Source organism: Catenuloplanes indicus (assembly GCF_030813715.1).
GTDB lineage: Bacteria > Actinomycetota > Actinomycetes > Mycobacteriales > Micromonosporaceae > Catenuloplanes > Catenuloplanes indicus.
The window spans coordinates 7,253,018-7,275,151 of the sequence record NZ_JAUSUZ010000001.1; the positions used below are offsets into that span (position 1 = coordinate 7,253,018).

At 71.6% G+C, this 22,134-nt stretch carries 21 protein-coding genes; 20 read left to right on the plus strand and 1 reads right to left on the minus strand.

Annotation, left to right across the window (positions count from 1 at the left end):
* Nucleotides 1-101 precede the first annotated feature (101 nt).
* The 19 genes from pyrR to J2S42_RS33015 all read left to right on the plus strand — a co-directional run bounded on the left by pyrR (nt 102) and on the right by J2S42_RS33015 (nt 20,632).
* Entirely contained in the window at nt 102-665 is a 564-nt protein-coding gene (pyrR, locus tag J2S42_RS32925) for a bifunctional pyr operon transcriptional regulator/uracil phosphoribosyltransferase PyrR (protein ID WP_307245494.1), read from the plus strand.
* Entirely contained in the window at nt 662-1,585 is a 924-nt protein-coding gene (locus tag J2S42_RS32930; protein WP_307245496.1) for an aspartate carbamoyltransferase catalytic subunit, read from the plus strand. Before pyrR ends, J2S42_RS32930 begins: the two co-directional genes overlap by 4 nt.
* Nucleotides 1,586-2,872 (plus strand): dihydroorotase, encoded by a 1,287-nt coding sequence (locus J2S42_RS32935; RefSeq protein WP_307245498.1) that lies wholly within the window; start codon nt 1,586-1,588, stop codon nt 2,870-2,872. It abuts the gene before it with no gap.
* Complete coding sequence (carA, locus tag J2S42_RS32940; protein WP_307245500.1) at nt 2,869-3,987, plus strand: glutamine-hydrolyzing carbamoyl-phosphate synthase small subunit; 1,119 nt, start codon at nt 2,869-2,871, stop codon at nt 3,985-3,987. Before J2S42_RS32935 ends, carA begins: the two co-directional genes overlap by 4 nt.
* Entirely contained in the window at nt 3,980-7,315 is a 3,336-nt protein-coding gene (gene carB / locus J2S42_RS32945) for a carbamoyl-phosphate synthase large subunit (protein ID WP_307245502.1), read from the plus strand. The genes carA and carB overlap by 8 nt, the downstream gene beginning before the upstream one ends.
* Nucleotides 7,315-8,331, plus strand: coding sequence for a quinone-dependent dihydroorotate dehydrogenase (locus J2S42_RS32950; protein ID WP_370879455.1), 1,017 nt, complete (start codon nt 7,315-7,317; stop codon nt 8,329-8,331). The genes carB and J2S42_RS32950 overlap by 1 nt, the downstream gene beginning before the upstream one ends.
* On the plus strand, nt 8,328-9,614 hold the full coding sequence (locus J2S42_RS32955) for an adenosylmethionine--8-amino-7-oxononanoate transaminase (protein WP_307245506.1): 1,287 nt from the start codon (nt 8,328-8,330) through the stop codon (nt 9,612-9,614). Before J2S42_RS32950 ends, J2S42_RS32955 begins: the two co-directional genes overlap by 4 nt.
* Before the next feature lie 187 nt (nt 9,615-9,801).
* On the plus strand, nt 9,802-10,641 hold the full coding sequence (gene pyrF / locus J2S42_RS32960) for an orotidine-5'-phosphate decarboxylase (protein WP_307249168.1): 840 nt from the start codon (nt 9,802-9,804) through the stop codon (nt 10,639-10,641).
* A 173-nt stretch (nt 10,642-10,814) separates the two neighbouring features.
* A complete protein-coding gene (gene mihF / locus J2S42_RS32965) occupies nt 10,815-11,132 on the plus strand; it encodes an integration host factor, actinobacterial type (RefSeq protein WP_307245508.1) in 318 nt (105 codons plus the stop codon).
* A 97-nt stretch (nt 11,133-11,229) separates the two neighbouring features.
* Nucleotides 11,230-11,832, plus strand: a complete 603-nt coding sequence (gene gmk, locus J2S42_RS32970) for a guanylate kinase (protein ID WP_307245509.1) — start codon at nt 11,230-11,232, stop codon at nt 11,830-11,832.
* A gap of 33 nt (nt 11,833-11,865) precedes the next feature.
* Nucleotides 11,866-12,129 carry a DNA-directed RNA polymerase subunit omega gene (rpoZ, locus tag J2S42_RS32975; RefSeq protein WP_307245511.1) on the plus strand — a complete coding sequence of 88 codons (264 nt, stop codon included), beginning with the start codon at nt 11,866-11,868 and terminating at the stop codon, nt 12,127-12,129.
* Nucleotides 12,130-12,134: 5 nt separating this feature from the next.
* Entirely contained in the window at nt 12,135-13,346 is a 1,212-nt protein-coding gene (gene coaBC, locus J2S42_RS32980) for a bifunctional phosphopantothenoylcysteine decarboxylase/phosphopantothenate--cysteine ligase CoaBC (RefSeq protein WP_307245513.1), read from the plus strand.
* 81 nt (nt 13,347-13,427) lie between these two features.
* On the plus strand, nt 13,428-14,621 hold the full coding sequence (metK, locus tag J2S42_RS32985) for a methionine adenosyltransferase (RefSeq protein ID WP_307245515.1): 1,194 nt from the start codon (nt 13,428-13,430) through the stop codon (nt 14,619-14,621).
* A gap of 175 nt (nt 14,622-14,796) precedes the next feature.
* Entirely contained in the window at nt 14,797-15,183 is a 387-nt protein-coding gene (locus tag J2S42_RS32990; RefSeq protein ID WP_307249171.1) for an NUDIX domain-containing protein, read from the plus strand.
* A gap of 47 nt (nt 15,184-15,230) precedes the next feature.
* Nucleotides 15,231-15,812, plus strand: coding sequence for a PadR family transcriptional regulator (locus tag J2S42_RS32995; protein WP_307245516.1), 582 nt, complete (start codon nt 15,231-15,233; stop codon nt 15,810-15,812).
* Nucleotides 15,809-16,531 (plus strand): ABC transporter ATP-binding protein, encoded by a 723-nt coding sequence (locus J2S42_RS33000; protein ID WP_307245518.1) that lies wholly within the window; start codon nt 15,809-15,811, stop codon nt 16,529-16,531. The genes J2S42_RS32995 and J2S42_RS33000 overlap by 4 nt, the downstream gene beginning before the upstream one ends.
* Nucleotides 16,528-19,227 carry an FtsX-like permease family protein gene (locus J2S42_RS33005; protein WP_307245520.1) on the plus strand — a complete coding sequence of 900 codons (2,700 nt, stop codon included), beginning with the start codon at nt 16,528-16,530 and terminating at the stop codon, nt 19,225-19,227. Before J2S42_RS33000 ends, J2S42_RS33005 begins: the two co-directional genes overlap by 4 nt.
* A 57-nt stretch (nt 19,228-19,284) precedes the next feature.
* Complete coding sequence (locus J2S42_RS33010) at nt 19,285-19,692, plus strand: VOC family protein (RefSeq protein ID WP_307245522.1); 408 nt, start codon at nt 19,285-19,287, stop codon at nt 19,690-19,692.
* A gap of 94 nt (nt 19,693-19,786) precedes the next feature.
* Complete coding sequence (locus J2S42_RS33015; protein ID WP_307245524.1) at nt 19,787-20,632, plus strand: NAD(P)-dependent oxidoreductase; 846 nt, start codon at nt 19,787-19,789, stop codon at nt 20,630-20,632.
* A 15-nt stretch (nt 20,633-20,647) separates the two neighbouring features.
* On the opposite strand, the gene J2S42_RS33020 is transcribed toward J2S42_RS33015, so the two are convergent.
* On the minus strand, nt 20,648-21,058 hold the full coding sequence (locus tag J2S42_RS33020) for a hypothetical protein (RefSeq protein ID WP_307245526.1): 411 nt from the start codon (nt 21,056-21,058) through the stop codon (nt 20,648-20,650).
* A 184-nt stretch (nt 21,059-21,242) separates the two neighbouring features.
* Between J2S42_RS33020 and J2S42_RS33025 the strand changes: the two genes are divergently transcribed.
* Nucleotides 21,243-22,085, plus strand: a complete 843-nt coding sequence (locus tag J2S42_RS33025; protein ID WP_307245528.1) for a zf-HC2 domain-containing protein — start codon at nt 21,243-21,245, stop codon at nt 22,083-22,085.
* Nucleotides 22,086-22,134 lie beyond the last annotated feature (49 nt).

Sequence of the window (22,134 nt, forward strand, 5' to 3'; positions counted from 1 at the left end):
TAACGTAGCGTGCTGACCGGCGCAGACATCCTTTAACGACCCGTCCAGTGAGGCGGGGAAGGAGGTCCCACGTGGCGTTGCCAGACGCTGCCCCAGACCAGGTGAGAACAGGCCCAAAGCAGGCTAGAACGGGCAAAGTGATTCTCGCCGATACCGACGTCTCCCGCGTCGTCGACCGGATCGCGCATCAGATCCTGGAGAAGACCGAGGGCGCGCGGGACACCGTGCTCTTCGGGATTCCCACCAGAGGTGTACCGCTGGCGCGACGGCTCGCGGCGCGAATTCACGCTTTCGAGGGTATCGACGTTCCGGTCGGCATCCTCGACGTGACGCTCTACCGCGACGATCTCCGGCTGAAGGCGGCCCGCGCGCTCGGGCCCACCGACGTGCCCCCGGGGGGCGTCGACGGCCGCCGGGTGATCCTCGTCGACGACGTGCTCTTCTCCGGCCGCACGGTCCGGGCCGCGCTGGACGCGCTCGGCGACCTCGGCCGGCCGTCCTCGGTGCAGCTTGCCGTGCTGGTCGACCGCGGCCACCGCGAGCTGCCGATCCGCGCCGACTACGTCGGCAAGAACATCCCGACCGCGCTGAGCGAGAGCGTCCGGGTCACGCTCGCCGAGACCGACGGCACGGACGAGGTCAAGCTGTACGGGAGCGACTCATGATCCGGCACCTGCGCGAGGCGGGCGACCTGGACGCCGCCGACGCCACGCTGATCCTGGACACCGCCCGCGAGCTGGCCCGGCTGACCGGCGGCCGCGAGGTGAAGAAGCTGCCCACGTTGCGCGGGCGGACCGTGGTGAACCTGTTCTACGAGGACTCCACCCGTACCCGGATCAGCTTCGAAGCGGCCGCGAAGCGGCTCTCCGCCGACGTGATCAACTTTTCCGCCAAGGGTTCCAGCGTCTCCAAGGGCGAGAGCCTGAAGGACACCGCGCTGACGCTGCAGGCGATGGGCGCGGACGCGGTGGTGGTCCGGCACGGCGCGTCCGGCGCCCCGCACCGGCTGGCGAACTGGGTGGACGGCTCGGTGGTGAACGCCGGCGACGGCACGCACGAGCACCCGACCCAGGCGCTGCTGGACGCGTTCACCATGCGCGAGCGGCTCGGCCGGCTCGCCGGGCTGAACGTGACGATCGTCGGTGACGTGCTGCACAGCCGCGTCGCCCGGTCGAACGTGGTGCTGCTGAACACGCTCGGTGCCAAGGTGACGCTGGTCGGCCCGCCCACGCTGATCCCGGTGGACATCGCGAGCGCCCTCGGGTCCGGCATGACGGTCAGCTACGACCTGGACGCGGTGCTGCCGGCCAGCGACGTGGTGATGATGCTGCGCGTGCAGACCGAGCGGATGAACGCGTCCTACTTCCCGTCCGCCCGGGAGTACAGCCGCCGCTACGGCATGGACGGCGCACGCATGCGCCGGTTGCCGGAGCACGCGATCGTCATGCACCCCGGCCCGATGAACCGGGGCATGGAGATCTCCCCGGAGGTGGCGGACTCGCCCCGATCCACGATCGTCGAACAGGTCGCCAACGGCGTGAGCGTCCGGATGGCCGTCCTCTACCTGCTGCTCGGAGGAAAGTAAGTGGCGTACCTGATCAAGAACGTCAGCGTCCTCGGTGGCGCTGCCCGTGATCTCCTGATCGAGGACGGGGTGATCAAGGAGCCGGCCGGCGAGAACCCGCAGAACATCATCGACGGTACGGGTCTGGTCGCGCTTCCCGGCCTGGTCGACCTGCACACCCACCTGCGCGAGCCCGGCCGCGAGGACGCGGAGACCGTGGAGACCGGCTCCCGGGCCGCGGCGCTCGGCGGCTACACCGCGGTCTGCGCGATGGCGAACACGTCGCCGGTCGCGGACACCGCGGGTGTGGTCGAGCAGGTCTGGCGGCTCGGCCGCGAGGCGGGCCTGGTCGACGTGCAGCCGATCGGCGCGGTCACCGTCGGGCTGGCCGGTGAGCGGCTGGCCGAACTGGGCGCGATGGCCGACTCGGCCGCGACCGTGCGGATCTTCTCCGACGACGGTCACTGCGTCGCCGACCCGCGGCTGATGCGCCGGGCGCTGGAGTACGTGAAGGCGTTCGGCGGCGTGATCGCGCAGCACGCGGAGGAGCCGCGGCTGACCGAGGGCGCCCAGATGCACGAGGGCGAGGTCGCCACCCGCCTCGGCCTGACCGGCTGGCCCGCGGTCGCCGAGGAGGCGATCATCGCGCGCGACGTGCTGCTGGCCGAGCACGTCGGCTCCCGCCTGCACGTCTGCCACCTCTCCACGGCCGGCAGCGTCGAGGTGGTCCGGCAGGCGAAGGCGCGCGGCGTCCGGGTGACGGCCGAGGTCACGCCGCACCACCTGGTGCTCACGCACGACCGCGCGGAGAGCTACGACCCGGTCTACAAGGTCAACCCGCCGCTGCGTACCGCCGATGACGTGAAGGCTCTTCGGGCGGCGCTGGCGGAGGGCATCATCGACATCGTGGCCACCGATCACGCGCCGCACGCGGTGGAGGACAAGGAATGCGAGTGGGCGTACGCGCGCCCCGGCATGGTCGGCCTGGAGACCGCGCTCTCCGTGGTGCTCTCCACTGGCGCGCTGACGACCGGCGACGGCACCATTGACTGGGACCTGATCGCGGAGCGCATGTCGCGCACGCCGGCCCGGATCGCGGGGCTGACCGAGCACGGGCACGACCCGCTGCCCGGCGCACCGGCCACGTTCACGCTGGTGGACCCGGCGGCGACCCGGACCGTGGACCCCACGGAGACGGCCAGCCGCAGCACGAACAACCCCTACGCGGGCATGAGCCTGCCCGGACGGATCGTCGCCACGTTCCTGCGCGGCGAGCCGACGGTACTGGACGGAAAGGCACAGAAGTGAGGAAGCCGGCGATATTGGTCCTGGAGGACGGCCGCGCGTTCCGCGGTGAGTCCTACGGCGCGGAGGGGGAGACGTTCGGCGAGGCCGTCTTCACCACCGGCATGACCGGTTACCAGGAGACGCTGACCGACCCGTCGTTCCACCGCCAGGTCGTGGTGCAGACCGCGCCGCACATCGGCAACACCGGCGTCAACGGCGAGGACGACGAGTCGTCCAGGATCTGGGTCGCCGGGTACGTGGTGCGCGACCCCGCCCGGATCGGCTCCAACTGGCGCGCGACCGGCGGGCTGGGCGAGCGCCTGGCCGCCGAGGGCGTGGTCGGCATCTCCGGCATCGACACCCGCGCGCTCACCCGCCACCTGCGCGAGCGCGGCGCGATGCGGGTCGGCGTCTCCACCGTCGACCTGGACCCGGCGTCGCTGCAGGCCCGCGTGCAGGCCCAGCCGGAGATGCTCGGCGCGGACCTCTCCGCCGAGGTGACCACCGCGAAGCCGTACACGGTCGAGGCCGAGGGCGAGCACCGCTACACGGTCGCGGCCGTCGACCTGGGCATCAAGGCGAACGTCGCCCGCCGGCTCGCGGCCCGCGGCGTGACCACGCACATCATGCCGGCCACCTCGACGCTGGAGGAACTGCTGGCGGTCTCGCCGGACGCGGTGTTCTTCTCGCCCGGCCCCGGCGACCCGGCCACGGCCGACCACCCGGTGGCGCTGGCCCGCGAGGTGATGAACCGGAAGGTGCCGCTGTTCGGCATCTGCTTCGGCAGCCAGATCCTGGGCCGTGCGCTCGGCTTCGACACCTACAAGCTCGGGTACGGCCATCGCGGCATCAACCAGCCGGTGCTGGACCGGACCACCGGCAAGGTGGAGGTCACGTCGCACAACCACGGGTTCGCCGTGCAGGCGCCGCTGAACACCGTGATCGACACCGACTTCGGCGGCGTCGAGGTCTCCCATGTCTGCCTTAACGACAACGTGGTCGAAGGGCTGCGGGCGCTCGAGGTGCCCGCCTTCACCGTGCAGTACCACCCCGAGGCGGCGGCCGGCACGCACGATGCCGACTACCTGTTCGACCGCTTCGTCGAGCTTGTCGAAGGGCGTAAGGCCAATGCCTAAGCGGGACGATCTCAAGCACATCCTCGTCATCGGCTCCGGCCCGATCGTCATCGGCCAGGCCTGCGAGTTCGACTACTCCGGCACCCAGGCCTGCCGCGTGCTGCGCAGCGAGGGCATCCGGGTCAGCCTGGTCAACTCGAACCCGGCGACGATCATGACGGACCCGGAGTTCGCGGACGCCACCTACATCGAGCCGATCACGCCGGAGTTCGTCGAGCTGGTCATCGCGAAGGAGCGCCCGGACGCGATCCTGCCCACGCTCGGCGGCCAGACCGCGCTGAACACCGCGGTCGCGCTGCACGAGAACGGTGTGCTGGAGAAGTACGGCGTGGAGCTGATCGGCGCGAACATCGACGCGATCCAGCGCGGCGAGGACCGGCAGCTGTTCAAGGAGATCGTGGCCAAGGCCGGTGCCGAGACCCCGCGCTCCCGCGTCTGCAAGTCGATGGACGAGGTCCGCCAGACCGTGGCCGAGCTGGGCCTGCCGGTCGTGGTGCGCCCGTCGTTCACCATGGGCGGCCTCGGCTCCGGCATGCCGCACACCGAGGAGGACCTGGAGCGCATCGCCGGCGCCGGCCTGGCCGCGTCCCCGGTGCACGAGGTACTCATCGAGGAGAGCGTGCTCGGCTGGAAGGAGTACGAGCTCGAGCTGATGCGCGACCGCAACGACAACGTGGTGGTCGTCTGCTCGATCGAGAACGTCGACCCGATGGGCGTGCACACCGGCGACTCGGTCACGGTCGCGCCGGCCATGACGCTCACCGACCGCGAGTACCAGACGCTGCGCGACGTCGGCATCGCGGTGCTGCGCGAGGTCGGCGTGGACACCGGCGGCTGCAACATCCAGTTCGCGATCAACCCGCGGGACGGCCGTCTGGTCGTGATCGAGATGAACCCGCGGGTGTCCCGGTCGTCCGCGCTGGCGTCCAAGGCGACCGGCTTCCCGATCGCGAAGATCGCGGCGAAGCTGGCCATCGGCTACACGCTGGACGAGATCCCGAACGACATCACCGAGGAGACGCCGGCCGCGTTCGAGCCCGCGCTCGACTACGTGGTGGTGAAGATCCCGCGGTTCGCGTTCGAGAAGTTCCCGGGCGCGGACGCGGAGCTGACCACCACGATGAAGTCGGTCGGCGAGGCGATGAGCCTGGGCCGCAACTTCACCGAGGCGCTGAACAAGGCGATGCGCTCGATGGAGACGAAGTCCGGCGGCTTCTGGACCACGCCGGACCCGACCTCCTCGGTGGAGGAGACGCTGGAGGCACTCCGGGTCCCGCACGACGGCCGTCTCTACACGGTGGAGCGTGCGCTTCGCCTGGGCGCCAGCATCGAGCAGGTGCACGAGGCCAGCGGCGGCATCGACCCCTGGTTCCTGGACCAGATCGTCTCGCTGCTGGAACTGCGCGCCGAGATCGAGGCCGCGCCGGTGCTGGACGAGACGCTGCTGCGGGCCGCCAAGCGGGCCGGGCTCTCCGACCGGCAGATCGCCGCGATCCGGCCCGAGCTGGCCGGTGAGGACGGCGTCCGCGCGCTGCGCCACCGGCTCGGCCTGCGCCCGGTCTACAAGACCGTGGACACCTGCGCGGCCGAGTTCGCCGCGAAGACGCCGTACCACTACTCCACGTACGACGAGGAGACCGAGGTCGAGCCGTCGGACCGGCCCAAGGTGCTGATCCTCGGCTCCGGCCCGAACCGGATCGGCCAGGGCATCGAGTTCGACTACTCGTGCGTGCACGCGGTGATGGCGCTGCGCGGTGGGGGTCCCCTCGGGGGTGCCGGTTTCGAGACCGTCATGGTCAACTGCAACCCGGAGACGGTCTCCACCGACTACGACACCGCGGACCGGCTCTACTTCGAGCCGCTGACGTTCGAGGACGTGCTGGAGGTGTTCCACTCCGAGGACAGCTCCGGCAAGGCCGCGGGCGGGCCCGGCGTGATCGGCGTGATCGTGCAGCTCGGCGGCCAGACCCCGCTCGGCCTGGCGCAGCGGCTCAAGGACGCGGGTGTGCCGATCGTCGGCACCAGCCCGGAGTCGATCCACCTGGCCGAGCACCGCGGCGCGTTCGGCGCGGTCCTGGCCAAGGCCGGGCTGCGCGCGCCGGAGCACGGCACCGCGGTCAGCTTCGACGACGCCAAGGCGATCGCGGACGAGATCGGCTACCCGGTCCTGGTGCGTCCGTCCTACGTGCTCGGCGGGCGCGGCATGGAGATCGTCTACGACGAGCCCACGCTGGCCGACTACATCGGACGGTCCACCGAGATCTCCGAGGACCACCCGGTGCTGGTCGACCGGTTCCTGGACGACGCGATCGAGATCGACGTGGACGCGCTCTGCGACGCGACCGGCGAGGTCTACCTCGGCGGCGTGATGGAGCACATCGAGGAGGCCGGCATCCACTCCGGCGACTCCTCCTGTGTGCTGCCGCCGATCACCCTCGCGGGCCCGCACCTGGAGCAGGTCCGCCGGTACACCGTGGAGATCGCCCGCGGCATCGGCGTCCGTGGCCTGCTCAACGTGCAGTACGCGCTCAAGGACGACGTGCTCTACGTGCTGGAGGCGAACCCGCGCGCGTCGCGGACCGTGCCGTTCGTCTCCAAGGCCACGGCGGTGCCGCTGGCCAAGGCGGCCGCCCGGATCATGCTCGGCGCCACCATCGCGGACCTGCGCACCGAGGGCCTGCTGCCGGCCGAGGGCGACGGCGGCCACCTGCCGGACACCGCGCCGATCGCGGTCAAGGAGGCGGTGCTGCCGTTCAAGCGGTTCCGCACGCCGGCCGGCAAGGGCGTGGACAGCCTGCTCGGCCCGGAGATGAAGTCGACCGGCGAGGTGATGGGCATCGACACCGGCTTCGGCCAGGCGTTCGCGAAGTCGCAGGCCGGCGCGTACGGCTCGCTGCCCACGTCCGGCAAGGTGTTCGTCTCCGTCGCCAACCGGGACAAGCGCGGCATGATCTTCCCGATCAAGCGGCTGGCCGACCTGGGCTTCGAGATCATCACGACCGCCGGGACCGGGGAGGTGCTGAAGCGGTACGGGATCCCGTGCGAGATCGTGCCGAAGCACTACGAGGGCCCGGGCACGAACGCGGTCGAGCTGATCGCGCGCGGTGAGATCACGCTGGTGATCAACACGCCGCAGGGCTCGGGTGCGCACGCCCGCTCGGACGGCTACGAGATCCGCAGCGCCGCGGTGACCGCGGACATCCCGTGCATCACCACGGTGCCGGGCGCGTCCGCCGCGGTGATGGGCATCGAGGCCACGATCAACGGCCAGATGCAGGTACGTCCGCTGCAGGACCTGCACGCCCAGCTCAAGGCGTCCGCGAAGTGATCTGGGAGCAGTTCACCCGCCCCGCCCTCTTCCGGATCGGGGGCGGGGACGCGGAGACCGCGCACGAGTGGACGCTGCACCGGCTGGCGCAGCTGTCCGGCGTACCGTCGGCGCTGGTGGCGCTGTCGCGCCGGTATGCGACGGACAATCCGGTCGAGGTGTTCGGCGTGCGGTTCCCGAACCCGGTCGGGCTTGCGGCCGGCATGGACAAGAACGGGATCGCGCTGCCCGCGTGGCCCGCGCTCGGCTTCGGCTTCGTCGAGGCCGGCACGGTGACCGCGCTGGCCCAGCCGGGCAACGACAAACCGCGGGTGTTCCGGCTGCGCGAGTCCGCCGCGATCATCAACCGGATGGGGTTCAACAACGAGGGCGCGGCGGTGCTGGCCGAACGGCTCGCCGCGCTCCCGGCGAAGCTGCCCGTCCCGCTCGGCATCAGCCTGGGCAAGTCCAAGATCACGCCGCTTCCCGGCGCGGTCGAGGATTACCTGACCTCGCTGCGGCTGCTGCACCCGTACGCGGACTACATCGCGGTCAACGTCTCCTCGCCGAACACGCCCGGCCTGCGGCAGCTCCAGGGGCGCGAGCACCTGGACGAGTTGCTCGGCGCGCTGGTCAAGGAGGCGAACGGGCTGCCCGTCCTGGTGAAGATCGCTCCTGATCTGACCGACGACGCGATCGGCGAGGCGCTGGCGGTCTGCGCGGACACCGGCGTGGCCGGCGTCATCGCGACCAACACCACGCTGGCCCGCAACGGCCTGGCGCCGATCGACCAGGAGCTGTCGGCACAGGCCGGTGGTCTCTCCGGCCGGCCGGTAACCCGGCGGGCGCGTGAGGTGGTGGCGTTCGTGCACCGGGAGACCGGCGGCCGGCTGCCGATCATCGGCGTCGGCGGGATCATGACACCGGACGACGCGGCCCGGATGTTCGACGCGGGCGCCTCGCTGATCCAGCTCTACACCGGATTCATCTACGGCGGGCCCGCGCTGGTGCGGGCCGCCGCGTCGGTCCGGCGATGACCGCGCCGGACGAGCTGCTGCGGCTGGACCGGGCGCACGTCTGGCACCCCTACGGCCCGATGCCCGGCCGCTCCGAGCCCTTCGTGGTCTCGGAAGCGGCCGGCGCGGTGCTCACGCTCGCGGACGGACGCGAGCTGATCGACGGCATGTCCAGCTGGTGGTCCGCGATCCACGGCTACCGGCACCCGGTGCTGGACGAGGCGGTGCGCGACCAGCTCGGCCGGATGAGCCACGTGATGTTCGGCGGGCTCACCCACGAGCCCGCGGTCACGCTGGCCCGCACGCTGGTCGAGCTGACGCCGGACGGGCTGGAGCACGTGTTCCTCTGCGACTCCGGCTCGGTCAGCGTCGAGGTCGCGGTCAAGATGGCGCTGCAGTACCAGCGCGGCGCCGGCCGGCCGGAGCGGCAGCGGCTGGCCACCTGGCGAGGCGGGTACCACGGCGACACCTGGCACCCGATGAGCGTGACCGACCCGGACGGCGGCATGCATGCGCTGTGGACCGGTGTGCTGCCCCGGCAGGTCTTCGCGCCGCCCCCACCGGGTGGTTTCGGCTCCCCGATCGAGGGTTCCTATGCGGACTCACTCGTTCGCATGGTGGAGGAGCACGCGGACGAGCTGGCCGCGGTGATCGTCGAGCCGGTGGTGCAGGGCGCCGGCGGCATGCGGTTCCACAACCCGGGCTACCTGCGGATCCTGCGGGAGATCACGGCGCGGCACGGCATTCTGCTCATCTTCGACGAGATCGCGACCGGCTTCGGCCGTACCGGTGCGTTCTTCGCCGCCGACCACGCGGGCGTCGCGCCGGACGTGATGTGCGTGGGCAAGGCGCTGACCGGCGGCTACCTCACGCTGGCGGCCGCGCTGTGCACGACCGAGGTGGCGCGGGCGATCTCGGACGGCGAGGGCGGCGGGCTGGCGCACGGTCCGACGTTCATGGGCAACCCGCTGGCCTGCGCGGTGGCGAACGCCTCCATCGCGCTGCTGCGCAGTCAGGACTGGTCAGGGCGGGTGCACGGGCTGGAGAAAGGGCTCACGGCCGCTCTGGAGCCGCTCAGCGGGTTTGCCGGGGTTCGTGAGGTGCGCGTGCTCGGCGGCATCGGCGTGGTGCAGCTGGACCGGCCGGTGGACATGCGGAAGGCCACGGACGCGGCCGCTCGCGAGGGCGTCTGGCTGCGGCCGTTCCGGGATCTGATCTACACGATGCCGCCGTACGTCAGCACGGACGCGCAGATCGCCCGGATCGGACGCGGCATCGCGGCCGCGGTCGCCGCCCAAGCCTGACCGAGCGTCGTCTGATCTGCAAGTTGCACGTCGGTGAACGCCTCGCGGTGAGTGCGGCGGGAAAAGCAAGACCCCCGATCGGGGGTAGGGCCGCAGGTTGCCCTGTCGGTTATCGGACTAAAACGCGATTTAGTGGCAGGAATGCCACGTGGCCGCCTCGTGGCGGCTCGACGAGAGGGGTGTGCCGGTGGAGAGCTTCGGAACCCGGCTGGAGCGGCTGACGGCCGCGCGCGGCCCGCTGTGCGTGGGGATCGACCCGCACGCGGGTCTGCTGGAGCGATGGGGTCTGGCCAACGACGTGGCCGGTCTGACGCGGTTCAGCGAGACCGTGGTGGAGGCGCTCGCGGACCGGGTCGCGGTGTTCAAGCCGCAATCGGCCTTTTACGAGCAATTCGGATCTAAGGGACTCGCCGTCCTTGAGTCAACTATCCGACAGTTACGCGAGGCCGGAGCGCTTGTCCTGCTGGACGTGAAGCGCGGCGACATCGGCTCGACGGTCGCGGCGTACGCGGCGGCGTACCTCGATCCATCCAGCCCGCTCTATGTCGATGCGATCACCGCCAGCCCGTTCCTCGGCGTCGGATCGCTGGCTCCGATGTTCGACCTCGCGGCGAAGAATGGCGGCGGCGTTTTCGTTCTGGCGCTCACGTCAAATCCGGAAGGCGGTTCCGTTCAGCGCGCGGTCGCCGCGGACGGCCGGACCGTCGCGCAAACTGTGATTGACGAGATTTCCCAGCTCAACGCGGGTTCGACGCCGATCGGCAGCATGGGTCTCGTGGTGGGCGCCACGGTGGGTGACACCGGACATGATCTTTCTCGGGTGAACGGTCCGCTGCTCGCGCCGGGTCTCGGGGCCCAGGGTGGTACCGCTCAGGACCTACGCACCGTGTTCGGCTCCGCGATCGGCTCGGTGCTTCCGTCGTACTCCCGTGAAGTTCTCGGAAAGGGTCCGGAAATCGCGGGGCTGCGCGCTGCCGCGGACCGCGTGCTGGACGACGTCCGGGCGGCATTGTCCGCCGCGAGCTGAGTAATTCCCTAGTCACGCTTAGTCGATCATGGTGTGCCCACGTTGCCGAATGCGGCGCTGACCGCTAGTTTTCCCCGCGCTGGGAACCACATGCCCCTTTGGTTCCTGGTCACACCACGTTTCACAGAGCGCCGGTAGTGGATGCCGGCGCGTAAGGGACCTGAGGAGAACTGGTGCCGCTCCCGTCACTGAGCCCCGAACAGCGTGCTGCCGCGCTGGAGAAGGCTGCTGAGATCCGTAAGGCTCGTGCTCAGCTCAAGGAGGAGCTCAAGCAGGGCAAGACGACCCTGGCTTCCGTGCTGAACCGTGCTGAGGGCGACGACGTCGTCGGCAAGCTGAAGGTTTCGGCCGTCCTCCAGGCGCTGCCGGGCATCGGCAAGATCCGGGCCACCCAGATCATGGAGAAGCTCAAGATCGCCGAGAGCCGTCGCCTTCGTGGCCTCGGCGAGCAGCAGCGTAAGGCTCTGCTCGCGGAGTTCGCGTCGAACTGACCGCGGAATTCGCTCCGTGCGGGACTGCTCCGGCGCCGGGAATCCGGGGTTCGCTGCAGGCCCGTACGGGGCACCGTGTAGGAATTAGCTTGTGAGCATGAGTGACGACGCCCGCCCGCCAGCCCGGCTCACCGTCCTCTCCGGCCCGTCAGGGGTCGGCAAGGACAGCGTGATCGAGCTGATCCGTCTGCGCGCGCCCTGGATCTGGCTGTCGGTCTCGGCGACCACCCGGCGCATGCGCGACTACGAGGTCGAGGGCGAGCACTACTTCTTCGTCGACCGCCCCGAGTTCGAACGGCTGCGGGTCGGCGACCAGCTGCTGGAGTGGGCCGAGTTCGCCGGCAACCTCTACGGCACGCCCCGCGGCCCGGTCGAGGCCCGGCTGCGCGAGGGCGCACCCGTGCTCCTGAAGATCGACCTTCAGGGCGCGCGGCAGGTCAAGGCCGCGATGCCCGACGCCCAGCTGGTCTTCCTGGCCCCGCCCTCGGTCGAGGAACTGCGCCGCCGCCTGATCGGCCGCGGCACGGACGACGAGGAGACGATCCGCCGCCGGCTGGCGCACGCGGACGAGGAGCTGGCCGCGCAGTCGCTGTTCGACGTGACCATCGTCAACGACTACGTCGAGCGTGCCGCGGACGAGCTGGTAGGGTTGCTCAGTTCGCCGGTCTTGACACCGGCGCAACCACAGCCTCAAGCTTGATCGTTTGTCACGACCCGAGGGGTTTGAAACACCGTGGGAATCATCGCTGACCCGCAAGGCATCACCAGCCCGCCCATCGACGAGCTGCTGGAGAAGACCACCTCCAAGTACGCGCTCGTCATCTTCGCCGCGAAGCGCGCCCGCCAGGTGAACGCGTACTACAGCCAGCTCGGCGAGGGCCTGCTGGAGTACGTCGGTCCGCTGGTCGAGACCACGCCGCAGGAGAAGCCGCTCTCCATCGCGATGCGCGAGATCAACACCGGCCTGCTCACGGCCGAGCCGACCGACCAGCCGTAAGACCGATGAGTGGTCCGCAGGTCGTCCTCGGGGTCGGGGGCGGAATCGCCGCGTACAAGGCGTGCGAGCTCCTGCGGCTCTTCACCGAGTCCGGTCACCGGGTCCGGGTGGTGCCCACCGCTTCCGCGCTGCGGTTCGTGGGCGCCCCGACCTGGGCCGCGCTCTCCGGGCAGCCGGTCTCCGACGAGGTGTGGGACGGCGTGCACGAGGTCCCGCACGTGCGCATCGGCAAGTCCGCCGACCTGGTCGTGGTGGCACCGGCCACCGCGGACCTGCTGGCCAAGGCCGCGCACGGTCTCGCCGACGACCTGCTGACCAACACGCTGCTCACCGCGCGATGCCCGGTCGTCCTCGCGCCGGCCATGCACACCGAGATGTGGGAGCACCCGGCCACGGTGGCGAACGTGGCGCTGCTGCGGTCCCGCGGCAATCTGGTGATCGAGCCCGCGTCCGGGCGTCTCACCGGTACGGACACCGGCAAGGGCCGGCTGCCGGACCCGTCCGCGATCTTCGCGTTCGCCCGGCGGGTGCTGGCCCGTGGCGTGCCGGTGCACGATCTTTCCGGGAAGCACGTGGTGGTCACCGCCGGCGGCACGCGGGAGCCGCTCGACCCGGTCCGGTTCCTCGGGAACCGGTCGTCCGGCAAGCAGGGCTACGCGTTCGCCACCGCCGCGCTCGCCCGCGGAGCCCGGGTGACGCTCGTCTCAGCCAACGTCTCGCTGCCCGACCCGGCCGGTGCGGACATGGTCCGGGTGGGCACCACCGAGGAGCTGCGCAAGGCGGTCGTCGCGGCCGCGGACGGCGCGGACGTGGTGGTGATGGCCGCGGCGCCGGCCGACTTCCGGCCCGCCGGGGTGGCCGACCGAAAGATCAAAAAATCCGACGACGGTACGGCGCCGGTGATCGAGCTGGTGACGAACCCGGACATCGCGGCCGAACTCGGGGCGCGCAAGGCGCCCGGGCAGGTGCTGGTCGCGTTCGCGGCCGAGACGCACGACGCGATCGACAACGCGCGCGGCAAGCTGCTGCGCAAGCGGGCGGACATGATCGTCGTCAACGAGGTCGGCGTGCACAAGGCCTTCGGGTTTGACACCAACGCCGCTACCGTTTTAGCTGCTGACGGTTCCGTGACAGAGTTGGGCGAGCGGCCCAAGGAAGATCTGGCGGACGCCGTACTGGATCTGGTAGTCAGGCAGCTAAGCTCGACCACCGCATAGGGTTTGCCCCCCAAACCCAGGGGTTTGGTAGACAACTAGGCTGCATCCGCAGTTCCAATTCGACTTACCTTGAGGAGCACCGTGGCACGCCGTCTGTTCACCTCCGAATCGGTCACGGAGGGCCACCCAGACAAGATCGCTGACCAGATCAGCGACGGCATTCTGGACGCGCTGCTCGCGCAGGACCCGGCCTCCCGGGTCGCCGTGGAGACGCTCATCACCACCGGTCAGGTGCACGTCGCCGGCGAGGTGACCACGAAGGCGTACGCCGACATCCCGACGATCGTCCGCGACACGATCCTGAAGATCGGCTACGACTCCTCGAAGAAGGGCTTCGACGGCGCGTCGTGCGGCGTCAGCATCTCGATCGGCGCGCAGTCCCCGGACATCGCGCAGGGCGTCGACACCGCGATCGAGGCCCGTGAGGGCGAGTCCGACCACCTGCTCGACTCGCAGGGCGCCGGCGACCAGGGCATGATGTTCGGCTTCGCCTGCTCGGAGACGCCCGAGCTGATGCCGCTGCCGATCGCGCTGGCCCACCGTCTGGCCCGCCGCCTGTCCCAGGTCCGCAAGGACGGCACCGTGCCGTACCTGCGGCCGGACGGCAAGACCCAGGTCACCATCGAGTACGACGGGCTCCGCCCGGTCCGCCTCGACACGATCGTCGTGTCCACCCAGCACGCCTCGGACATCTCGCTCGAGTCGCTGCTCACGCCGGACATCCGCGAGCACGTGATCGCGCCGGAGCTGGAGGGCCTCGGTATCGACACCGAGGGCTACCGCCTGCTGGTCAACCCGACCGGCCGCTTCGAGATCGGCGGCCCGATGGGCGACGCCGGCCTCACCGGTCGCAAGATCATCGTTGACACGTACGGCGGCTACTCCCGCCACGGCGGCGGCGCGTTCTCCGGCAAGGACCCGTCCAAGGTCGACCGCTCCGCCGCGTACGCGACGCGCTGGGTCGCCAAGAACGTCGTGGCCGCCGGCCTGGCCGAGCGCTGCGAGGTCCAGGTCGCCTACGCGATCGGCAAGGCGCACCCGGTCAGCCTGTTCGTCGAGACGTTCGGCACCGAGAACGTGCCCGTCGAGCGGATCGAGAAGGCCATCACCGAGGTCTTCGACCTCCGCCCGGCCGCGATCATCCGCGACCTCGACCTGAAGCGCCCGATCTACCAGCAGACCGCCGCCTACGGCCACTTCGGCCGCGAGCTGCCGGAGCTGCGCTGGGAGTCCACCGACCGCGCCGCCGACCTGAAGTCGGCCGCGGGCGCCTGACCCTCCCGCCTCACCTGGCCCGGAAGCACCGTGGGTGCTTCCGGGCCTTCGTGTTGCCCGGAGCCCGCGGCGCGCGCCGGGCGCTTCGGTGGGCGCGGCGCCGCGGAAAACCGGTCGGGGTGCCGGGGCGGGGGCGGTAGCGTGCCGGGACGTGGAGCTTTCCGGCGTACCGCGGGTGTCGTGTGTTTTCGTGTGTCATGACGGGGGTGGGCGGGTGCTGCTGGCCCGGCGCGCGGCGGGTGCGCGCGACGAACCCGGGACGTGGGACACCGGGGCCGGCGCGCTCGAGTTCGGGGAGACGTTCGAGCGGGCGGTGACGCGCGAGGTCACCGAGGAGTACACGGCGCAGCCGCAGGAGATCGTGACGCTGGGCGTGCGGAACGTGCTGCGGTCCGATCCGCCGTCGCACTGGGTGGCCGTGGTGTTCGCGGTGCGCGTCGACCCGGCGGAGGTGCGGATCGGCGAGCCGCACAAATTCGACGCGATCGGCTGGTTCGCGCCGGACGCGCTGCCGGAGCCGGCCCACTCGCAACTCGCCGGGACGCTGGCGCTCTGGCGCTGAGCCGCACTCCTTGCGCGATGCATACTCGGTATGCATACTCCGTAGGCATGTCCATTCGTCATGGCCTGCTGGCGCTCCTGGAGCGCGGTCCCATGTACGGCTATCAGTTGCGCGCCGCGTTCGAGGAGAGCGTGGGCGGCACCTGGTCGCTGAACATCGGGCAGGTCTACACCACGTTGTCCCGGCTCGAACGGGACGGGTTCGTGCACCCCCTCCCGGAGAACGAGGGCGGGCAGCGGCCGTACGAGATCGCCGAGGCCGGGCGCACCGAGCTGGCTCGCTGGTTCGCCACGCCGATCGAGCGCACCGACCGGCCCCGCGACGAGCTCGCGATCAAGCTCGCGCTCGCGATGACCACGCCGGGTGTGGACGTCGCCGCGGTCGTGCAGAGCCAGCGGACCGCGGGCGTCCGGGCACTGCAGGAGTACACCCGGCTCAAGCGCGGCCAGGACGCCGGAGATCTGCCCTGGCTGCTGGTGCTGGACGCGATGATCTTCCAGTGCGAGGCGGAGATCCGCTGGCTGGACCACTGCGAGGCCATGGTCCTGCGCCACCGCCCGCCCACCGCCGTCCGGAGCACCGCGCCGGCCGCCGAGCCGGCCCATGACCGGGAAGGAGCCGGTCGATGAGCGACGCGGTACTGGAGATCGTCGACGTGCACCGTACGCACGGCACCGGCCCGGCCGCGGTGCACGCGCTGCGCGGCGTCGCGCTGCGGGTCCGGCCCGGTGAACTGGTCGCGATCATGGGACCGTCCGGGTCCGGCAAGTCCACGCTGCTCAACCTGGCCGGTGGCCTGGACCGCCCGACCGGCGGCGAGGTGCTGGTCGAGGGCCGGTCGCTCGGCACGCTGAGCAACCGCGAGCTGTCCCGCGTGCGCCGCCGCACGATCGGCTACGTGTTCCAGGACTTCAACCTGCTGCCCAGCCTCACCGCGGCGGAGAACGTGGCGCTCCCGCTCGAACTCGACGGCACCGGCATCCGCGCGGCCCGCCGCGCCGCCATCGCGTCGCTGACCGAGGTCGGGCTCGCGGACCTGGCCACCCGCTTCCCGGACGAGATGTCCGGCGGTCAGCAGCAGCGCGTCGCGATCGCCCGCGCGCTGGTCGGCGAGCGCCGCCTGGTGCTGGCGGACGAGCCGACCGGCGCGCTGGACTCGCAGACCGGCGAGGCCGTGCTGCGGGTGCTGCGCGAGCGGGTGGACGCGGGCGCGGCCGGCCTGCTGGTCACGCACGAGGCCCGGCACGCGGGCTGGGGGGACCGGGTGATCTTCTTGCGGGACGGCCTGGTCGTCGACTCGTCGGGCCCGCTCGGCAGTGCGGACGACCTTCTGGAGCGCACCTCATGAGGTCCTGGCTGACCGCGCTGCGCATCTCCCGCCGCGAGATGCGCCGCGCCAAGGGCCGGTCCGCGCTCGTGGTCGCCATGATCGCGGTGCCGGTCTGCGCGCTCGGCTACGCGGCCGCGTCGTACGACATGTACACGCTCACGCCGGCCGAGACCGCCACCCGCACGCTCGGCGCGGCCGACGCGCTGCTGCTGCCCAGGCTCGACGAGCCGATCATGCAGGGTGCGGACGCCGAACTGTGGATGCCCGCCGCGCCCCAGGACGAGGAGGGAAGCGGGCGTGCCGGCATGACCGAGGCACAGGCGCTCGACGTGCTGCCGGCCGGCAGCCGGGTCGTACCGATGTCGTTCGGCGGGCTGGAGTTCCGCACCGCCGCCGGTGGCCTCGCACCGGCCGAGTTCGCGCAGCTGGACCTGGCTGATCCGATCTTCGACGGGATGGCCGAGCTGCTGGACGGCCGGGCACCGTCCGCGCCCGGCGAGGTCGCGATGTCCGAGGCCGCCCGCGACCGGTTCGGCGACACCATCGAGTCCCGCGAACGGGACCGCTCCTGGACCGTGGTCGGCACCATGGAGTTCCACGCCGACCTCGGCGAGTTCCTGATCTTCCCGACCGGCACGTTCCCGGAGCCCGGCGTCGAGGGCGCGAGCCAGTGGCTGGCGGACACGCCGCAGCCGGTCGACTGGTCCCAGGTCAACCAGATCAACCGGCGGGGCGTCGCGGTCACCTCCCGCGCCGTGCTGCTCGACCCGCCGGACCCGTCGATCACGGCGCTGCCCTGGGACGGCATCGCCCCGCCGGAGCGTGGCCTGAACCTGGTGACGATCGTCGCCGGCCTCGCCATGCTGGAGATCATCCTGCTGGCCGGGCCGGCGTTCGCGGTCGGCGCGCGGCACCGGCAACGGTCGCTGGCGCTGGTCGCCGCGAACGGCGGCACCCGCGCCCATCTGCGGCGCATCGTGCTCGCGGACGGGCTGACGCTCGGCGGCACCGGCGCGGTCCTCGGCGCGGTCGCCGCGGTGCTGCTCGCCGTGCTGGCCCGCCCGGTCACGGAGCAGCTGGTGGTCGGCGCCCGGTTCGGCGGATACCGGTTCGACCTGCCCACGCTGGCCGGGATCGTGGGGCTGGCGGTGCTCACCGGGCTGCTCGCCGCGGCCGTGCCCGCGTTCACGGCCGCGCGCGCCGACGTGGTGGCCGCGCTGACCGGACGGCGTGGCGTGGTCCGGTCCAAGCGCCGCTGGCTGATCACCGGTGTGGTGACGACCGCCGCAGGCGTGGCCGTCGTCGCGCTCGGCCCGCAGGACGGTGCGGACTGGGGCGCCGAACGGATCGTGGCCGGGCTGGTTCTCGCCCAGCTCGGGCTGGTGCTGTGCACGCCGTCGCTGGTCGGGCTGATCGCCCGGCTCGGTGGCGTGCTGCCGCCCGCGCCGCGGATCGCGCTGCGCGACACCGCGCGCAACCGGTCGTCGTCCGCACCGGCCGTCTCCGCCGTGATGGCCGCGGTCGCGGGCACCGTCGCGATCGGCGTCTACCTGGTCAGTGCCACGGAGAAGGACGAGGCCGGCTACCTGGCCGGCCTGCCGCAGGGGTACGTCGGCGTCGACTACCAGAGCTACCGCGACGACTACGACCCGGCGTCCGAGGACCGGGCACGCGCCGCGGTCGCACGGCTGCTCCCGGGCGCCGCCGTGACCGAGATGTCCCAGGTCGCGTGCGCGGATCCGGCCACCTACCAGGGCTGCAACCTGGTCGCGGTGCGGCCACCGGCCAAGCGGTGCCCCGGCGAGGCGAACGAGCCCACCAGCCGCGAACAGGTGCTGGCGCTGGCCGAGGATCCGCGGTGCGAGCGGACCTGGCACTACAGCAGCCCCACGTTCCGGGAGGCGGTCGGCGGCCGGGAGACGCTGGTCGCGCTGACCGGTGCGTCCGGTGCCGACCTCGACCGGGCCGTGGCCGTGCTCGACCGCGGCGGCGTCGTGGTCGGCGATCCGTCGCTGATCGACAACGGCACGGCCGTGCTGCAGGTGCTCGCCACCCCGGCCGGGGCGGACGAGTCGGAGAGCCGCGAGATCACCGTCCCCGGTCACCTGCTGGAGTCCGGCCGGTTCGGCGCCACCGTCGTGCTCTCCCCGGCCGTGGTGCGGCAGGCCGGGTTCGCCGTCGCACCGGCCGGGCTCGTGGTCGCGGCCGGGACCACGCCGGCGGTCGGCGAGATCGACCGGCTCAACCTGGCGCTGGCCGAGGCGGGCAGCGGTGCCGCGTTCGTCGAGCGCGGGCCGGCCGGCAACGAGTCGCCGATGCTGTGGATGCTGGCCGCCGCGTCCACGCTGATCACGCTGGGCGCGGCCGGGATAGCGACCGGCCTGGCCGCGGCGGACGGGCGCGCCGATCTGTCCACACTGGCCGCGATCGGAGCGGCGCCGCGGGTCCGGCGGCTGCTGTCGCTGAGCCAGTCCGGTGTCATCGCCGGGCTCGGGTCACTGCTCGGCCTCGCGGCCGGCATCGGGTCCGCGTTCGCCGTGCTGGCCGCGCGCAACGCGGCGATCGCCGGCGAGTGGCCGCTGGTGGCGCTCTACCCGCTGTCCGTACCGTGGGCGAACCTGGTGTTGATCCTGGTCGTGCCGCTGGTCGCGATGCTCGGCGCGGGCCTGCTCACCCGGTCCCGGTTGCCGATCGAGCGCCGCCGCCCGACCTGACCCGGCACCCCGCCGCCGGGCCGTGTCATCCGGCCCGGCGGCGGGCAGAATGCCGTCATGAGACTGCGGCAGACCGTCCTCGACACCACGGACCCGCGCGCGCTTGCCGAGTTCTACCGGGAGCTGCTCGGCCTGGCGTACCGTCCGGGCGACGAGCCACCGGCACCCGGCGCGGACGACCCGCTCGGCCGCGACTGGCTGGTGCTGCGCGAGCCCGGCGGCGTGCCGAGGCTCGCGTTCCAGTACGTGTCCGAGCTGCCCCGGCCCACCTGGCCGGTCTCCCACGAGATTCCCCAGCAGCTGCACCTGGACATCGCCGTCGACACCGCCGCCGAGCTGGACGCGCAGCACCCGCGCGTGCTCGCGCTCGGTGGCACGCTGCTGCTGGAACGCCTGGACGACGACGAGCCGCTGCGCGTCTACGCCGACCCGTCCGGCCACCCGTTCTGCGTCTTCGTAGGCTGAGGGCGTGAGCTGAGCCATAACCGTCGAACCAGGAACGGTTACAGTGACGTTTCTTCGGTCACCTGACGTGGCATCGGAGGACACTGTGACAACCGTGGGTTTCATCGGGCTGGGCACCATGGGTCAGCTGATGGCGCTGAACCTGGTCCGGGCCGGCACCGACCTCGTCGTCTGGAATCGCACGGCGTCCCGCGCCGAGCCGCTGCGCGCCGCCGGTGCCCGCGTCGCCGGGACCTCGGCCGAGGTCTTCACCGGTTCCCAGGTGATCATCCTGATGCTCGCCAACGCCGCCGCGGCGGACGCGGTCCTGGAGGACGCCGACGTCGCCGGGCGGATCGTGGTCCACATGGGAACGATCGCGCCGGAGGACTCCCAGCGTCTGGAGTCGGCCGTCCGGGCCGGCGGCGGCAGCTACGTCGAGGCGCCGGTCTCCGGCTCCCGCGTCCCGGCCGAGCAGGGCGCGCTGGTGGCCATGCTGGCCGGCGACCCCGAGGCGATCGGGACGGTACGCCCGCTGCTCGCCCCGATGTGCCGCGAGACCATCGTCTGCGGCCCGGTCCCGGACGCGCTCACCATGAAGCTGGCCACCAACATCTTCATGCTGAGCAGCGTCATGGGCCTGGTCGAGGCGTTCCACTTCGCCGCCCGCAACCACCTCGACCTGGGCACGCTGCGCAGCATCGTCGACAACAGCCAGATGACCAGCGACATCTCCCGGGTCAAGTCCGGCAACCTGGTCGCCCGCGACTTCACCGTCCAGGGCGGCGCCGCCGACGTCCTGAAGAACCTCGCGCTGGTCGCCGGCGCGGCCCGCGCCGCCGGTGTCTCCGCGCCGCTCACCGAGACCATGCACCGCCTGATGGAGGAGACCGTCGTTCTGGGCCACGGCTCCGACGACTTCACCGCGGCCATCAAGGCCCTCGAGGCCCGCGACGCCTGAACGGGCCGGCGCGGGTCAGCGGAGCCAGTCGTTGACGTCGTCGTGGAACAGGAGGCGGATGAGGGCGATGTTGATGACGATGCCGAGGATGGACTGGAGGGCGGCGCCGGTGAGGATGTTGATGACGCCGCCGAGGACGTTGAGGCCGCAGATGGCGGCCGCGGCCGTGCGGGCCCACGCGACGCCGCGCCAGATCAGGATGCCGGTGACGATCTGGACGGCGGAGATGACCAGCTGGGCGATGAGCAGCGCGTAGGACCACGCGGGTACGTCGGAGCCGCGGCCGGCCTCCTCGCCGAGCAGCGCGATGAGCGCGACCGAGACGACCAGGCCGAGCGCACCGAGGACGGCCAGCATGACGGAGACGAGTTTGACCTGACGGGGGCGGGTGCGCGGCGGCACCGGCGAGTGCTGGATGTCACTCATCGACCCATGCTATTGTCCCGCGTCAATGTTTTTGATCTTGCGGCCGTGGATCGTGCCGGGAGGCGGATCGTCCGGCCGGCGGTGTCGGGTATCGAGGCTCACCGGTTGTTGCTCCAGTGGCCACAGTGGTGGGAGCATCGTGACTCGCGGTTCCTGCCCCGAAGACCCGAGGTTCAACGTGCTGATGGACGACACGGATCGGCATCCGGTCACCGAGCTGCTCGGTGCCTACTACATGGATGCGCTGCCGATCGAGCAGGGTGACGAGATCGAGCGTCACCTCGCCGAGTGCGCCCGCTGCCGGGAGACCGCGGACGAGGTGATCGAGCTGGTCGCGACGCTCGCGCTGGTCGAGGGGGAGGGCCGGCAGCAGGTCATCGACGAGTTCGGTGCCGGGGCGGCGACGTCCGTGGCCGGGGCCGCGCCGGAGGTCGTGCCGGTGGTCTCGGTGCGGCGCCCGGAGGAGCAGCCGGAGAGCCGCCCGGAGCAGCGTCCGGATCAGCCGGCGCGCGGGAGCCGGGACCGGACCGGGCCGCCCGGCAGCCGGCGGCCGTCGGGGGCGCCGGGGCCCGGCAGTCAGCGGCCGCGCAGCCGGCGGCGGGCGCTGGCCGTGACCGGCGCGCTCTTCGCGGTGGCGGTCATCGCGGCCGGTCTGGCCGGGGTGGCGCTGTTCCGTGGGCTGACCGGGTCGCCCGCGGACGGGTACGAGACGGTCGCGGCCACCGGCCGGGAGGGCGCGGCCTCGCTCTCCGTGGTGGTGAGCGAGCAGGAGGAGGGCGACGTGCTCGTCGAGGCGACGGTGTCCGGTCTGACCGCCGGCACCGGTTACCGCCTCTACGCCACGACGGCCGACGGGGAGATCGCCCTGGTCGCGAGCTGGACCGACACCGGGCAGGCGCAGAACCCGTCCGGCCGGCTGGACGTCGAGATCGCCGCACTCGTGTCGTTCACCGTGACCGGCCCGGGTGGCGGCCCGGTGGTGACCGCCGACTTCCGCACCGCGACCAGCAGCACGCCGCCGCGCTGACCCGCGAGCGGCGCACGGATCACGCAATCAGACGACGGACATGCCCACA